Origin of the sequence: Pseudomonas sp. NBRC 111133 (assembly GCF_001320605.1) — a bacterium.
In the GTDB taxonomy this organism is placed as follows: domain Bacteria; phylum Pseudomonadota; class Gammaproteobacteria; order Pseudomonadales; family Pseudomonadaceae; genus Aquipseudomonas; species Aquipseudomonas monteilii.
Window position 1 is genome coordinate 1 of record NZ_BCBJ01000065.1, and the last position, 15,151, is coordinate 15,151.

The following is a 15,151-nucleotide window of genomic DNA, read 5'->3' on the forward strand; positions in this document are numbered from 1 at the left end:
GGGTCAACCGTCACTAGCACCGATGCCTTCAAGCCGACCGAGGGCAAGCAGTACGAACTGGGTATCAAATACCAACCGCCCGGCAGCAAAAGCCTGTTCACCGCAGCTGTATTCGACCTGACGCAGCAGAACATGTCGGTGACCGAGGGTGGCGTTACCCGCCAGGTTGGCGAAGTGCGTGTGAAAGGCCTTGAGCTTGAGGCTACTTCGGATGTGAGCGAGAACCTCAAGCTGGTGGGTTCCTACACCTACAACGACAGCGAAATCACCAAAGGCACCCGCGAAGAGAAAGGCAAGCGCATGGCGCAGGTTCCGCGCAACCAGGCCACTGCCTGGGCCGACTACACCTGGCACAGCGGGGTGCTGGACGGCTTTGGCGTAGGCGTTGGCGTGCGCTACGTGGGCGACACCTACGGCAACACCACGAATACCGACTGGGGCCATGTGGGCTCGTACACGGTCTACGACGCCTCCGTACATTACGACCTTGGCCGCCTGAACAACACACTCAAAGGCGTCACCGTGGCCGTCGATGCGAAAAACCTGTTCAACAAGGACTACCTGTCGACGTGTGATGGGTACTACTGCTACTACGGCGACGAACGCAACGTGGTCGCCAGCGTCAATTACAAGTTCTGAGTGAACGGGGGCCGCTTTGCGGCCCCCTGTTCCAACAGACAAAAAACGGTACCGTGATGAAAAGCCGAACCATCCGCCGCTGGTCCGTGATCCACACCTGGAGCAGCCTGGTCTGTACCCTGTTCCTGCTGTTGCTGGCGCTCACCGGCCTGCCGCTGATTTTCCACCACGAACTCGAACACCTGCTCGGCGACGCCCCCGAACTGCGTGACATGCCAGCAGGCACCCCGCACCTCGACCTGCAGCAGCTGGTACTGAAAGCCGAGCAACACCGCCCCGGCGAAGTCATGCAGTACTTCGGCTACGACGAAGACGAACCCAACGGCGTGATCGCCATCACCGCCGCCACTGCGGGCACCGACCCCAACTTGTCGCACACCTTCATGCTCGACGCCCGCACCGGCGAAGCAGTGGCCATGCCGGCGGCCAATGGCGGGTTCATGATGGTGATGCTGCGCCTGCATGTGGACATGTTCGCCGGCCTGCCCGGCAAGCTGCTGCTGGCCTTCATGGGCGTACTGTTCATCCTCGCAATCGTCTCCGGCACCGTGCTCTATGCGCCCTTCATGCGCCGCCTGGACTTTGGCACGGTACGCCACGAAAAATCCCGTCGCCTGCGCTGGCTCGACCTGCATAATCTGATCGGCGTGGTAACCCTGGCCTGGGCACTCACGGTAGGCGTGACCGGCGTAATCAGCGCCCTGTCCGACCTGGTTATCGCCGCCTGGCGCAACGATAGTCTGGCTGCCATGGTTGCGCCTTACCGCGACGCCCCGCCGCTCACCGAGCGCGCGCCCGCCACACGCCTGCTGGAGATTGCCGAACAGGCTGCCCCCGGCATGCGCCCGGACTTCATCGCCTTCCCCGGTACGCGCTTTTCCAGCGAGCACCACTATGCCGTGTTCATGAACGGTGCCACACACCTGAGCTCGCACCTGTTCACACCCGTGTTGATCGATGCCCGTACCCTGGCAGTTACAGCAGTCGGCGAGCGCCCCTGGTACATGGACGCCATGGGCCTGTCGCAGCCGCTGCATTTTGGTGACTACGGCGGGCGGCCCATGCAAATCCTCTGGGCGGCACTCGATGTGCTGACCATCATCGTGCTCTGCAGCGGCCTTTACCTGTGGCTGGCCAAGCAGCGCAGCGGCAAGAGGGCGCCCGCATGAGTCATGAATCGCAAAGCACCCGGCGAATTTTTGCCTGGCCGGCCATGATTGCAGTGTCAGGCGCAGCGGGGCTGTTCGCGGCCCTGCTCGGCGATGGCGCCTGGGACGCCTTGTCATGGCTGGGGCTTGGCGTGCCAGCCTGGCTCGGTTTTCGTGGGTTGTGGGCCAGGTGAGGTAAGCGGCTAACACGCCTGCATAGCTCGCAGGCGGCAAGCTGGGCAGCTCCATCATTGCCGAGCCCCCTCAATGAGCCTGCAAAACTTCATCGCTTTCGACCTGCAACTGAGTGCGTTGCTTGACTCGCCGCCCAGGCCGGACACCGCCCTGCCCCTGTTCAGGGCACGCCAGCAATACTTTGCCGACCTTGCCGACTACTGGCTTGCCAGCGTCGCCCCTGCCGAATGCCGTCGGGCGCTCATGGCCAGGTTGCTGCGCCAGCAACTGCTGGCGCAGATCGCACTGCGTATCGATGACCACACCTTGGGCTCGAACCATGCCGAGCTGATCGCGTACTGCGTCAACCAGCCACTGCCGTCGCAGCGTCAGCACCTGCCAAGCGCGCAGCGCCCGCAGGTGTATCGGCCCGTTCTGGACATTACCACGCCCAACTGGCGAAGCTATCTGCCCGGCGCTTTCGTGATCATCGAAGGCGGCCCCGAGGGCAGCATGCCCGACCCACTTAAGCCCGGCGACTACGCGGTGCTGTATACCCTGTCGCACGGGATCGAGGCGTTCGACAACCTTGGCGACTTGCACATCGAACTGTGCGAACGCCTGGATGATGTTTACCAAAGCCAGCCGCTGCTGCGGCACATGGCAAGCGACCACGAGCGAGACCGGGCACGCAACGCCGAGCGCCTTCGTTACGAGTGGTTCAACGACGACATAGTCCAAGCCCAGGCCCAGGTATTGATCGATGGGCAACGGGCCGCGCTGACCCACATCTGGCAGGATGCCGCCCTACAATCGCCGGTGGACTGGGCGACGCTTGAAGAACGCCTGAAGAAGGCTGCCGATGTACTGCCTTGGGCCGACAGCCGCTCGGCGCTACAGACCCGTTACGGCCTGTTGCTGGAACGCAATTCACCGGCGTGGCTGAAAAACGCCTCTGTGCAGGGGCTTACGCACATCATGCAGACCCTGCAGGAGCTGGTAATCGCCATTGATCGCGCAGCGGCGCCCGGCATTCTGAGCCACGAGCAATTCCTCGACCGCAACGGCCTCCTGGCCTGGACACGTGACCGCTTGCGCGCCTTGTTGAGCCAACGCTATCAGCTGGATGTCGACCCGCTGGACCTGTTTGTCAGCGTCACCATGGCCCGGCAAACAGGCCCGGTACCCTTCCCTGGCGTCAACAGCGCCTGGATCCCGGTGGCCAGTCGGCCACAGGTGGGCGAAACCATCGAACTGGTCCGCCAGACCTACCGCCTGGATGAGCTGGCAATGGTCAACATCGGTTTGCTCGACATCGATTACTGGTTGACTGCCAGAGTGCATGACAAGAACGACACCGCCGTGCCCGGTATCACACCCAGTCAGGTCAAGCAGATAGTGCGGGAGCTGGACGTGGGCCAGAGCTACAGCCAGTATTTGCGCACTCATCTACTGACATCGCCGCAAGCGCAATGGCGGCGGGACAGCTACGTGGCTATAAGCTCTGCAAGGATGCGTGCCGAGTTGGCCAAGGCGCGTTACGCGGGGCACTTACTGGAAGACCCATTCGAGCGCGGTTACAGGTGGGCGACGACGGTGCTCGACCACCCGCACAGTCAGGTACGCCAGCAGTTGAAAGTACAGCGGGTTAGTGCGCGACAATTACTGATTGGTGGGCATACGCTGCAAGGCGTAATGCTGGTAACGCCTGATACCCCAGGTTTAACGCGGTTTCTCGCCTACACACCGGACGCACCCGATCGCCGTTCCTGGCGCGAATTCAGAAACGCCCGGCACATGCTCAGGACACTGCGTGACAAACCTGGCCTGCGCGAGTACGTAAAAGACCGCCTTCCGTTTACCGACCGCAAGCAGATCGAAAACTGGCTGACCAAGGGTGGCCTGGGGGCCGAAGTACAGCGCCCGCGGATCACGGGCGACTTTCAGCAGGCCCGATATCTGGCGGAAGTGAGCGCAAGCCTTGCGGCCGTCGACGCCAGCACCAACACCAAACGGGAACTGCTTGGCGAGCTAAGCCTGCACGCCTTGTCGATACTGCTGGATATGATCAGCCTCGCGCTGCCAGCTCGCGCACTGGTTGCGCTGGCGCTCGGCCGCTCGATATTGTCATTGATCGATGCCGGGAAGGCTTTCAAGGAGGAAGACCGAATAGGCACGTTGAAACACATTGTCGAAGCGTTCACCCACGCCAGTGACGCAGCCAACAACATTGGCGGAACAACCGTGATGCGCCGGGCCATCCGGGCGATGCCCACTCCGCCACCCTTGAAATTGCCGCCAGCAGCAGCAGTGCAAGTGAACAGCGACAAATTGCACTATCGGGTCGATGGTATCCACAAGGAGGGCATCTACGAACAGCGCTCGCCCTACCCTGGCGTGTCTTTCTACTACATCAAAGATGCTGCTGGCACGAGCTACCAGGTAGCGTTCGACGGCTACCGCTGGCGGGTAGTGGACCCGCGCATGCCGGACGCCTATACCAAGGTGGCGGTCAAACGCCGCGAAGATGGGGAGTGGGTGGTGGACTCGCCGGTGCTGTGGTACGACGGGCTGCCAGACCTGCAAGCACTGTTAGAGGGCTGCCAACTGCCCGGCCAGCCAGCCGGTATCAGGCAGGCCGGCATAGACGGCCTGTATAAAATGGACCAGCAGCTGTACCTGCTCGCCGGCACCCATGCCTTACCGCTGCGCCCGCACCTACTGGTCAACCACTACCACTTGCAGATACCTCGGCAGCCGCACAGCAGCAGTACGGCGTGGGCCGTACTGCGCTGGCAGGATAACCAATGGCGCATCCGCGTGCGCCAGGCCGGGCGCAGCAGTGACTGGTTGGCGTTACCGGCCAGTCACTCGGTCAGCCGCGGCAGCAGCTTGTCCAGCCGCTGATGCAGGGCACTGCCACTGGGCCAGTTACGCAGCAGCCGTGCCCGATCACGGGCATAGGCCGGGGCAAAGCTGAGCTGGGTGGCGTGTTGGCACATGGCGTCGAGGTCGATCAGCGACCAGCGGCCTTGGTCCCAGAACAGGTTGTGGCCTTTGAAGTCACCATGGCTGATGCGTTCGCGAATCAGCTGCTGCATTACCTGCACCAGGGCGTCGATCTGTTCTTCGGGGGCATCGCCACTCTCGACGTAAGGGGCAAAGCACGCGGTCAGGTCCGGGCCATCAACGTACTCGGTAACCAGATACGCGCGGCTACGCAGGCCCATCACCCGCTGCTCCAGCACCGCCAACGGGCGCGGCGTGGCAATATCGAGGAATTCCAGGCGGTGGCCTTCGATCCACGAATGCCAGGCACGGCTCGGGCGCCAGAAGCGCTTGAACCAGTGCGCGGTGTTCTTGATGTTGTAGCGCTTGAGCACCAGCTTGCGACCCTTCACCTCGATGCGCGCCACACTGGCGGCGCCACCGGTCTTGTACAGGTGGCCCTCGTCGATCAGCGCATCGGCCTGCTCCAGCACCGGCTGCATGGCGTCGACTTCGTTGCGGCGGATCGCCTGCAAGCCCGAGAGGCTGCGCTGGACGCTGAACAGGCTGCACTCGCGCCCGGCCTTCTCCAGATAGTCCTTCTGCCGCCAGTTACGCACCTTGTCCACCTGCTTTTGCAAGGCTTCCAGCGGCAACGCATGCTCGGCGTTGGCCAGCAAGTAGTGCACCAGCAATTCTTCGATGAACGGCTCCAGCCGCTTTGGCAACTGGGCGAAGAATACCCCTAGGTTTTCCAGCACACGCGGACGTGACAGCTGCTGGCCAGGCGTCTCGGCCTTGATACCGGCGCCGTCGATCAGGTACAGCTTACCGCCGTGGCGCAGCAGGTTGTCCAGGTGCAGGTCTTCCTGCCAGAGGCCTTGGGCGTGCATGTGTGCGACAGCAGTAAGCGCTTCACCCAGCACGAGGTGTTGTTCGTCAGCCAGCACTGCCAGGTGTTCCACCGCCGACCAGGCATCGGCCAGGCTTTCGGCGCCGTCGAGGAATTCAAACAGCAGCCAGCCACCCTCGCCTTCCTTCAGGCCGTCAGCCAGCAGCTTTGGCGTGGTCAGGCCTTGCTCGGCCAGCAGCTTCACACCTTGCAGTTCGCGCTGGAAATGCCGGGCGGCGTTACCGCCCACCAGCAGCTTGGCCAGCACCGGGGTACCGCGCCACACACCGGCGCCAACATAGCGCTGGCCGGGCAGCACGCGCAGCAGGCTGACCAGTTGCAGCTCGGCGCTGCCGGCGGCGTCCGCCAGGGTGATGCTCAGGGGCAACAGCGGGTTGCGCCCGGCATCTTTCAGTTCAGACAAGCGCATCAGCGGGCCTCTTTGTCACGACGGCGTTGCGTCAGGCGTTGCAGCCAGGTGTCGACCAGTGTGCTGTCAGCCGGCTGCGCCAGATAGGTCGCCAGCAGCGTGCGCACATCGGCCTCGCTCCAGGCCCGGGCGCGGCGCAGCAGCGGCTCCAGGTCCTTGAGGCGGTCGCGCATGCCGAACAACAAAGGGCGGGTCTTTTCCAGGTCGATCAGTTGCGCGTCCCAGCCATCACGGCGTTGGCGCAGGAAGATGTGCTTGGGGTAGAAGCAGCCGTGCACCTGGCCGGCGCTGTGCAGGGTGCGCGCCAGTTGGCCGCAGGCCTGCAGGATACCGGTGCGTTCGCCATCACCTAGCTGCGGCCACTGGGCCAGCAGGCTGTCGAGGTCGGCCCACTCGTCCAGGGCACGGGTCATCAGGATGGCCCGGTGCTTGCCGCCTTGCTTGCGCTCGCCATAGAACACCGCCTGCAAGGCCGGGATGTGCAGCTTCTGGTAGCGGCTGATGTTGCGAAATTCTCGCGCGAAGGTCGGCTCGCCGAACGGTCGGTGCAGGGTGCGGGTCAGGTAGTCGCTCTGCCGCTTGAGGTAGTAGCCCTTGCCTTCGAGTTCCAGGCGGAACACGCTGCTCCAGCCGCCACGGCCCGTGTTGGGTTCGTCCACGGCATCCAGTTGCAGCGCCCACAGCGCCTCGAAGTCGTCCAGGCCATGGCGTTTGAGCAGCGCGAGGTCCGCGCTGGCCAGGTAATCGGTCATTCCCTTCCCTCGAAAAAGCCCAGCACCTGGCGAATGCGCTTCTTGTCACGCACATTCAGCCGGTCGCGGCCACGGTATTGCAGGTAGAAGCGCAGGCGCTGGGTGGCCGACAAGTGGTATTTGGCCACTTTGTCCAGGCAGGCCAAGTCCTTGATCATCCGGTGCCGCCACATGAAGCCGCGCCAGAAGTCGCCGGTAGGGCAGTCGATGAAGAATAGCGTGCCCTGGTCATCGACCAGCAAGTTGCGCCATTTCAGGTCGTTATGGGCAAAGCGGTGCTCGTGCATCACCCGGGTATGGCGCGCCAGCTGGCGGCTGAGGTGATCGACCCAGGCCCGGTCGGCCAAGCGTGCATCGTTGCGTTCAGCCAGCGCCGACAGGTCTTCGGTGCGCGGCAGCTCGCGGGTGATCATCGCCCCACGGCCAAAGGCCAGGCCATTGCGCTCAAGCCCCCACGCCACCACTTCGGCAGTGGGAATACCCCACTTGGCGAACTGCTTGAGGTTCTGCCATTCGGCCTTGATGCGTGGCCGGCCCAGGTAGCGGCGCATGTGCTTGCCGGCCCCGGTGTAGCGTTTGACGTAGTAGTTGACGCCGTCACGCTCGATGCGCACCACCTCGCTGAGCGGGTCGCGGGTCAGGCGCTCGCCCTGGAGGGCAAATACCGCATCGAGGCTGCCGAAGTCCGCCGCCAGGTGTTCATAGCCCGGCGCCAGTGTCCAACCCGCCATCAGAGTGCATCCCCATAGCGTTGCTTGCGGTCGTAGAGTTTCTGCGCCTTGCGGTCCAGCCAGGCGAGCAACCGGGCTTCGTCCTTCAGGATTTGCCGCAGCGGGCACTGGAAGTAACCCCGCAAAAAGCGCAGCTTGTCGCGCTGGGTCAGGCCGATGTCCAGCGCCGAGAAGTACAGCGCGGCCAGGTCCTTGTCGCGCCAGCGGCGGCTGATTTTCGCTCGGGTCTGGGCACGGTGCAGGTCGATAACCGACAGTTTGAAGTCATCCGCCGTCACCGGGCGGTCGGTGTGCAGCAGGAAGTGGCAGATGTAGCAGTCGCGGTGGTTGACCCCGGCGCGGTGCATGCCGCCGGTCATTTTCGCCACTTCGGCGATCAGCGCGCGCTTCAGGCGTGGCGTGGGCGGCTGCTTGACCCAGTCGATGCTGAAATCTTCCAGGCTGATGGTCGGCGCCAGTTCCTCGGTGATGATGAACGAGTGCTGCGCAGCCGGGTTGCTGCCGCGCTCGCCATAGGCGACTGCGGTCATCGTCGGCACGCCCACCTCGTGCAGGCGCTGGATGGCCCGCCATTCCTGGCCGGCACCGAGCACCGGCAGCTTGGCGGTGAACAGGTTCTTGAAGATCTCGCCCCAGCCGATGCCGCGGTGGATCTTGACGAAAAACCCTTCGCCCTCCACCTCGGTACGCAGCGTGCGGCGCCCTTCCAGTTCGCGATAGACCTCGCCTTGCAGCGCCTCGACGGCGTCGAAGGCATCCCGCCCGGCCCACAGGCGTTTGAAGGGCTCGGCCACTATCAGCTTCATGCGGTTTTCTGCCCCAGGATCACGTCGGCAGCATGCTGCGGCATGCTGTACAGATCAGCGGTTTCAGCGAACGCCAGGCCGTTGCGCGACCAACTGGCGCGGGCCTGCGAGTCTTCGAGCATGCGCTGCAGGTAGCCATTGAGCTGGTCCTGTTCGAACGGCTCGTCCAGCACCAGGCCGCAGTCGGCCTCGGCAATGTAGTGGGCGTAGCCGCACACCTTGGACACCAGCACCGGCAGGCCGGCCACCAGCGCTTCGAGCAGCACCGTACCGGTGTTCTCGTTGTAGGCCGGGTGAATCAGCAAATCGGCACCCAGCAGGAAGCGCGGGATGTCGCTGCGGCCCTTGAGGAACTGCACCTGGTCGCCCAGGCCCAGGGTGGCGCTTTGCAGCTGGAACACCTTGGGGTCGTCCTGGCCGATCACCATCAGCTTCGTGCGTTTGCGCAGGGCCGACGGCAACGCGGCCAGCGCCTTGAGGCTACGGTCCACGCCCTTGGTCTTGAAGCCCGAGCCAATCTGCACCAGCAGCAGGTCGTCATCCCCCAGGTTGAATTCCTTGCGGAACTCGGCGCGGATCTCGGCGGCATTGGCCGGCGCACGGCGGTCCTGGGAAATGCCCGGCGGCAGAAGGTGGAAGCGTTCCACCGGGGTGCCATAGTGCTTGATGAACAGCGGCTGCTGCACTTCGGAAATCATCAGCACTTCGGTGTGGGCGTCCTTGGCGAATACCGCACGCTCGTACTCGGCAAAGTGCCGGTAACGGCCCCAGCGGCGGTACAGGCCGCCACGCAGGGTCTGCGCCTTGTCTTCGAAGCAGCCGTCGGCGGCGTAGTACACGTCCAGCCCTGGCATCTTGTTGAAGCCGATCAGGCGGTCGACCGGGCGCTTGGCCAGGTCGGCGGCCATCCAGGCGCTGAGCTTCTCGTTGCGGCGGTGGTTGAAAATCGCCTTCACCGGCGCCACCAGCACTTCAAAGCCCGGCGGAATGTCACCTTCCCAGATCAGCGTGTACACACGGATCTGGTGGCCCCGCTTCTGGCATTCCAGGGCAATGCGCATGAAGTCGCGCTGCAGCCCGCCGAAGGGGAAATATTTGTAAAGCACGAAAGCCAGTTGCATCAACGGACATCCTCAGCCAGCAGCAACGCGCTCAAGCGGCCCGCCACATGCTCGGGATTCAGGCGAGTGAAGCACAGCGGCCACTCGCGTTTCAGATCGAACCGGCGCAGGTCATCGGCGCTCGGTTTGTAGGTGCACTTCTTCTGCAGGCAGGGCGCGCAAGGCCAGTCACTGGCCTGGTGAATCTGGGTCCGTCCGTAGGCGCCAGTCAGGCCCGGGTTGGTCGGGCCGAACAGCGAAATGGTGGGCACATCGAGTGCTGCGGCCAGGTGGCCAAGGCCGGTATCGACCGCCACGCAGGCTTTTGCCGCTGCCAGCACGCGGGCAACGCCAGCAAGGTTCAATTTGGGGAGTACCTGGCAGTTGTTCAAGCCCTGGGCGATGCGCTCGGCGCGCGCCTTCTCGGCCGGGTTGCCCCAAGGCAGACGCACTTCCAGCTTGCGCCGGCCCATGCGCTCGGCCAGTTCGCGCCAGTAAGCTTCAGGCCAATGCTTGGTTGCCCAGGTGGTGCCATGCAGGAACACCACATAGGGCGCAGCCGGCGGCAGCTGCAGGCGGTCCAGGTCCAGGCCGTAGTTGCCGATGCCTTCCGGCAGGTCGTAGGCCAGGGCCATGGCGAACAACTGGCGCACCCGCTCCACCGCATGCTGGCCGGTAGCAACCGACAGACGCCGGTTATAGAAGCGGCTGGCCCAGCCTTCGCGGGCCGAGTAGCGGTCCAGGCCGGCGACCGGGGCCTTCACGTAGCGGGTCAGCCAGGCCGACTTCACCAGGCCCTGGGCATCGATCACCAGGTCGTATTTGCGTTCGCGCACACGCTGCTTGAACGCCTTCCACTCGCCACTCTTGAGGGTTTGCCAGAGGTTCTTGCGCCAGCGGCGGATGGCCACCGGGATAACCTGGTCGACCGCCGGGTGCCAGCTGGGGATTTCGGCAAAGCCTTCTTCAACCACCCAGTCGAAACGGATGCCCGGGATGGCATGGGCGGCATCGGTAAGCGCCGGCAAGGTGTGGATCACATCACCCAGCGACGAGGTCTTGATGATCAGTACCCGCACTTAGTCGACCTCAGCCACGGTATCGATCAGGTCCGGCCCGCTCAGGCTGTGCAGGGCGGCAATGACTTTGCCCGGCTCCAGCAGACGCAGGCAGTTGTAGTGGCCGAAGCGGCAGGTACGGTCGAAACACGGGCTGCACTCGATGCCGGTGCGCACCACTTCCACCTGGTCGGCCAGCGGCGGGGTAAACCCGGGCGACGTCGAGCCGTATACGGCCACCAGTGGGCGGTTCAGCGCGGCGGCCACATGCATCAGGCCGGAGTCGTTGGACACCACGGCATGGGCGCAGGACATCAGGTCGATGGCCTCGGCCAGCGAGGTTTCGCCCGCCAGGTTGGACGACTCTTCACGAAAACCCGGGATCAACCGGTCACGGATCTGCTCACCGACCGGGTGGTCTTTCTTCGAGCCGAACAGCCACACCTGCCAGCCCTGGCGGATCATCGCGTCGGCCACGGCAGCGTAATGCTCGGCCGGCCAGCGCTTGGCCTCACCAAACTCGGCACCTGGGCATAGCGCCAGCACCGGGCGGTCCAGTTCCAGGCCGAACTTGGCCAGCGCGGCTTCACGGCTTTGCGCTTCGATCTGCAGGCTGGGGCGCGGGTACGGCTGCGGCAGCTCGGCACCGGGCGCAAAGGCCAGGGCCATGAAGCGCTCGATCATCAGCGGGTAGCGGGCCTTGTCCAGCTTGCGCACATCGTTCAGCAGGCCAAAGCGCATTTCGCCGCGCCAGCCGGTGCGTTTGGGGATACCGGCGAAGAACGGCACCAGGGCCGACTTCAGCGAGTTGGGCAGCAGGATGGCCTGGTCGTACTGGCCGGCCAGGGACTTGCCGATGCGCCGGCGCGTGGCCAGCTCCAGCGCGCCGTGGCCGAGCGGGAAGCTCAAGGCCTGGCGCACCTCGGGCATGCGCTCCAGGATCGGCCGGCTCCACTCGGGGGCCAACACGTCGATCACGCAGTCGGGGTGCTGCTGTTTCAGGCACTGGAACAGGGTCTGCGCCATCACCATGTCGCCGACCCAGCTGGGGCCAATGATCAGTATTCTCATGCTTAGTCCAGAAACGCTCGGGGAGGCTACAGACTGCGGTACAGCCTGGCCTCCCCTCTTTATATTCAGGCTATGTGGCGGACAGTGTACCACTCACATGGCCTATTCGCGGGCAAGCCCGCTCCCACAGGTACTGCACTGCTCTCAAGGCTTGTGCTGTCCCCGTGGGGGCGGGCGTGCCCGCGAAGAAGCCAACGCGGTATCAGCTCAACCCCAGCTCACCCCAGATCCGCCGCACCTCGCGGCGTTCATCGGCAAACTGCGCCGCGTCGATCACCCCGGCCTGCTTCTGCAGGGCCTGGCGGTGCGAGGCCGAGCGGAACGCCTTGTACACTTCACGCAACAGCACCGCGTCACTGGCCGGCATCAAACTCGCCTGCTCCAGCTCTTCCAGAATGCGGATGTTATCGGTCCATCGGAGTATGGCCGGGTGGTCATGGGACCAGGCCAAAGCAGCGTATTGCACCATAAATTCGATATCGACGATACCGCCGGCATCCTGCTTGATATCGAAGGGCACACCGGCCTCGAACGCGTTAGCCGCAGTGCCCGCAGCCGTAGCCTTGGTCCCTAGGTTGTCACGCATCTTGGCGCGCATTTCACTCACTTCGGTGCGCAGTTTTTCCAGGTCGCGGGCCTGGCCCAGTACCTTGGCGCGCACGCCTTCGAACGCGGTGCCGACCTGTTTGCAGCCCACCAGCACGCGGGCCCGCACCAAGGCCTGATGCTCCCAGGTCCAGGCTTCGTTCTGCTGGTAGCGCTCGAAGGCGCCCAACGAACTCACCAGCAGGCCGGCAGCACCGGATGGGCGCAGGCGCATGTCCACGTCATACAGTTGGCCCGAGTTGGTCTGGGTGGTCAGCAGGTGAATGATGCGTTGGCCCAGGCGCGTAAAGAACTGCGCACTGTCGATGGGCTTGGCGCCGTCGGTTTCCTCTTGCGGGTCGCCGTCGTGGATGAACACCAGGTCCAGATCCGAGCCGTGCCCCAACTCCAGGCCGCCGACCTTGCCATAACCAATGATGATGAAACCTGGGTCGCACAGGCTGCCGTCGCTGCGCTTGGGCTGGCCGTGGCGGGCCACGGTCTGGCGCCAGGCCAGGGCCAGTACCTGGTCGAGGATGGCTTCGGCCAGCCAGGTCAGGTAGTCGCTGACTTTCATCAACGGCAGGTTGCCGCTGATTTCCGAGGCGGCCACGCGCAGGCTGTGGGCCAGCTTGAAGTGGCGCAGCGCTTCCATCTGCTGCTCCAGGTCATCCTCGGGGATGCGCGTCAGGCGTTCACGCAACTCGCTGGCCAGCTCTGGGGCCAAGGGCGGGCTGAACAAGCGGCCTTCGTTAAGCAGTTCGTCGAGCAGCAACGGGTACAGCGCAATCTGTTCGGCAATCCACGGGCTGGCCGCGCACAAGGTCAGCAGACGGCGCAGGGCACCCGGGTTTTCGGTCAGCAGCACCAGGTAAGCCGAACGCCGCGCCACGGCTTCAACCAGCGGCAGCACACGTTCCAGCACCAGGTCAGGGTTGTCGTGCTCGACCGCCTGGGCCAGCAAACGTGGAATAAAGGCGTCCAGCCGCTCACGGCCAATGCGCTGCATCGACCGCAACTGCGGGCTGGAGCGCAGCCCCGCCAAACGCCGCAAGGCTTCAACAGGCTCCTTGAAGCCAGCCTCTTCCAGCTGCCGGCCAGCGGCTTCTTCATCCTGCGCCTGTTCCCACAGTGGCGACCATTCGCCCCCTACCACCAGTTCGCCTTCACCGTCTTCATCATCCGGGTCGGCGATCACCTGGCGGAAGTGCCAGTCGATACGGCCACGCCAGTAGGTCAACTGGTCGTGGAAGCTCTGCCAGTCGGCAAAACCGAGCATGTAGGCCACCCGCGCCTGGTCGGTCTCGCCCTCTGGCAACATTTGCGTCTGGCGGTCGGCAATGGCCTGGATGGCGTGCTCGGTATAACGCAGGAACTCATAACCCTCGCGCAGCTCGGCAACCACCGCCGGCGGCAGGTAACCCTGGCCTTCGAGGGTGGCCAGCACCTTGAGCAACGGCCGTTGCTGCAAGCTCAGGTCGCGCCCGCCGTGGATCAGCTGGAAAGCCTGGGCGATGAACTCAACCTCGCGGATACCACCGGCACCCAGCTTGATGTTGTCGGCCATGCCCTTGCGCCGCACTTCCTGCTGGATCAACTGCTTCATGGTGCGCAGGGCTTCGATCGCGGAAAAGTCCAGGTAACGGCGGTACACGAACGGGCGCAGCATCTCCTGCAGTTGCGCGCCGGCAGCCTGGTCGCCGGCCACCACCCGCGCCTTGATCATCGCGTAACGTTCCCAGTCGCGCCCCTGGTCCTGGTAGTACTGCTCCAGGGCATTGAAGCTGAGCACCAGCGCGCCGGCCGAACCATAGGGGCGCAGGCGCATGTCGACGCGGAACACGAAGCCGTCGACGGTCACCGGGTCCAGCGCCTTGATCAGCCGCTGGCCCAAGCGGGTGAAGAATTCCTGGTTTTCCAGCGAGCGCTTCACCCCTTCGGTTTCGCCGCCTTCGGGGAAGCCGAAGATCAGGTCGATGTCCGACGACAGGTTCAGCTCCACCGCCCCCAGCTTGCCCATGCCCAGCACCACCATGTGCTGCGGCTGGCCGCTGCGGTTGCCGATGGGCGTGCCGAACTGCTGGCAATGGCGCGGATACAGCCATTGGTAGGCTTCGTCGATGGCGGCATCGGCCAGGTCCGACAGGTCGCGGCACGTCTCGCTCAGTTCGGCCTGGCGGGTGATGTCGCGCCAGATAATGCGCAACTGCTGGCGGTTGCGCTCGCGGCGCAGGTTGCGCGCCAGCTCATCGTCGCTTTGCGCCGCCTGGGCGGCCGCAGCGATGTGCCCGCGCAGCTCACCCGGTGCATAACGGCGCTCTAGCTCGCCACTGGTCAGCAGGCCGAACAGCATGGCCGGCTCGCGCTGGGCCAGGCCAAGGACAAAATCGCTGGCCGCGGCCACCTGGTCGAATTGCTGCCGGTGCAGCGGGCTCCAGGCATTCAGGTCGAGCTCGGGGTGAGCCGCTAGCGCATCGCGGAGGAATTGCTGGTTGCGAGCGACCAGTGGCTGAAGGATGGCGGGCAGATCGGACGGCAAAGGCAGGCGCATGGTCTATCCTTGATCGGCGTGAAATAGAGGGGAAAAAGCGGCCAAGGGGAAGCCGGACCACGGTTGGACTGTCGTACAAAAGTTGGAAATAGCTGAAAAAAACGAAAACCTGGCAAAAATCATCAAGAACCACCCGTTCGCGACACAATGCCAACCAACATGAACGTTTTTCCTCACAAGCCAAGGTGCGACCAAACGTCGCACAAATGTAGTTTTACTACTACTC

Annotated in this window: 12 protein-coding genes; 4 read left to right on the forward strand and 8 right to left on the reverse strand. The window is 64.0% G+C overall.

All coding sequences use genetic code 11. The features are described from left to right. The 4 genes from APH36_RS13925 to APH36_RS13935 all read left to right on the forward strand — a co-directional run. A partial coding sequence (locus tag APH36_RS13925) for a TonB-dependent siderophore receptor (RefSeq protein ID WP_156342145.1) occupies positions 1-639 on the forward strand: 639 nt, incomplete at its 5' end. Positions 640-695: 56 nt separating this feature from the next. Next, positions 696-1,808, forward strand: coding sequence for a PepSY domain-containing protein (locus APH36_RS13930; RefSeq protein ID WP_060499110.1), 1,113 nt, complete (start codon positions 696-698; stop codon positions 1,806-1,808). After that, on the forward strand, positions 1,805-1,981 hold the full coding sequence (locus APH36_RS32095) for a hypothetical protein (RefSeq protein WP_164524062.1): 177 nt from the start codon (positions 1,805-1,807) through the stop codon (positions 1,979-1,981). Before APH36_RS13930 ends, APH36_RS32095 begins: the two co-directional genes overlap by 4 nt. Positions 1,982-2,054: 73 nt before the next feature. After that, a complete protein-coding gene (locus APH36_RS13935; RefSeq protein WP_060499111.1) occupies positions 2,055-4,868 on the forward strand; it encodes a dermonecrotic toxin domain-containing protein in 2,814 nt (937 codons plus the stop codon). Here APH36_RS13935 and APH36_RS13940 read toward each other — a convergent pair. From APH36_RS13940 to glnE, 8 genes are all read right to left on the reverse strand, one after another. After that, a complete protein-coding gene (locus tag APH36_RS13940; protein ID WP_060499112.1) occupies positions 4,829-6,271 on the reverse strand; it encodes a lipopolysaccharide kinase InaA family protein in 1,443 nt (480 codons plus the stop codon). The genes APH36_RS13935 and APH36_RS13940 overlap by 40 nt on opposite strands. After that, positions 6,271-7,023 (reverse strand): lipopolysaccharide kinase InaA family protein, encoded by a 753-nt coding sequence (locus APH36_RS13945; protein WP_060499113.1) that lies wholly within the window; start codon positions 7,021-7,023, stop codon positions 6,271-6,273. The genes APH36_RS13940 and APH36_RS13945 overlap by 1 nt, the downstream gene beginning before the upstream one ends. Further along, a complete protein-coding gene (locus tag APH36_RS13950; RefSeq protein WP_016714545.1) occupies positions 7,020-7,754 on the reverse strand; it encodes a lipopolysaccharide kinase InaA family protein in 735 nt (244 codons plus the stop codon). Before APH36_RS13950 ends, APH36_RS13945 begins: the two co-directional genes overlap by 4 nt. After that, a complete protein-coding gene (rfaP, locus tag APH36_RS13955) occupies positions 7,754-8,560 on the reverse strand; it encodes a lipopolysaccharide core heptose(I) kinase RfaP (protein ID WP_060499114.1) in 807 nt (268 codons plus the stop codon). The genes APH36_RS13950 and rfaP overlap by 1 nt, the downstream gene beginning before the upstream one ends. Then, entirely contained in the window at positions 8,557-9,681 is a 1,125-nt protein-coding gene (locus tag APH36_RS13960) for a glycosyltransferase family 4 protein (protein WP_060499115.1), read from the reverse strand. Before APH36_RS13960 ends, rfaP begins: the two co-directional genes overlap by 4 nt. Continuing rightward, positions 9,681-10,739 (reverse strand): lipopolysaccharide heptosyltransferase I, encoded by a 1,059-nt coding sequence (gene waaC, locus APH36_RS13965; RefSeq protein WP_060499116.1) that lies wholly within the window; start codon positions 10,737-10,739, stop codon positions 9,681-9,683. Before waaC ends, APH36_RS13960 begins: the two co-directional genes overlap by 1 nt. Continuing rightward, positions 10,740-11,789 (reverse strand): lipopolysaccharide heptosyltransferase II, encoded by a 1,050-nt coding sequence (gene waaF / locus APH36_RS13970; protein WP_060499117.1) that lies wholly within the window; start codon positions 11,787-11,789, stop codon positions 10,740-10,742. Positions 11,790-11,991: 202 nt separating this feature from the next. Continuing rightward, positions 11,992-14,925, reverse strand: a complete 2,934-nt coding sequence (glnE, locus tag APH36_RS13975) for a bifunctional [glutamate--ammonia ligase]-adenylyl-L-tyrosine phosphorylase/[glutamate--ammonia-ligase] adenylyltransferase (protein ID WP_060499118.1) — start codon at positions 14,923-14,925, stop codon at positions 11,992-11,994. Positions 14,926-15,151 lie beyond the last annotated feature (226 nt).

Coding starts and splice junctions, on each gene's coding strand:
- APH36_RS13930 (WP_060499110.1), top strand. CDS start 696: ATGAAAAGCCGAACCATCCGCCGCTGGTCCGTGATCCACACCTGGAGC.
- APH36_RS32095 (WP_164524062.1), top strand. CDS start 1,805: ATGAGTCATGAATCGCAAAGCACCCGGCGAATTTTTGCCTGGCCGGCC.
- APH36_RS13935 (WP_060499111.1), top strand. CDS start 2,055: ATGAGCCTGCAAAACTTCATCGCTTTCGACCTGCAACTGAGTGCGTTG.
- APH36_RS13940 (WP_060499112.1), bottom strand. CDS start 6,271: ATGCGCTTGTCTGAACTGAAAGATGCCGGGCGCAACCCGCTGTTGCCC.
- APH36_RS13945 (WP_060499113.1), bottom strand. CDS start 7,023: ATGACCGATTACCTGGCCAGCGCGGACCTCGCGCTGCTCAAACGCCAT.
- APH36_RS13950 (WP_016714545.1), bottom strand. CDS start 7,754: ATGGCGGGTTGGACACTGGCGCCGGGCTATGAACACCTGGCGGCGGAC.
- rfaP (WP_060499114.1), bottom strand. CDS start 8,560: ATGAAGCTGATAGTGGCCGAGCCCTTCAAACGCCTGTGGGCCGGGCGG.
- APH36_RS13960 (WP_060499115.1), bottom strand. CDS start 9,681: ATGCAACTGGCTTTCGTGCTTTACAAATATTTCCCCTTCGGCGGGCTG.
- waaF (WP_060499117.1), bottom strand. CDS start 11,789: ATGAGAATACTGATCATTGGCCCCAGCTGGGTCGGCGACATGGTGATG.
- glnE (WP_060499118.1), bottom strand. CDS start 14,925: ATGCGCCTGCCTTTGCCGTCCGATCTGCCCGCCATCCTTCAGCCACTG.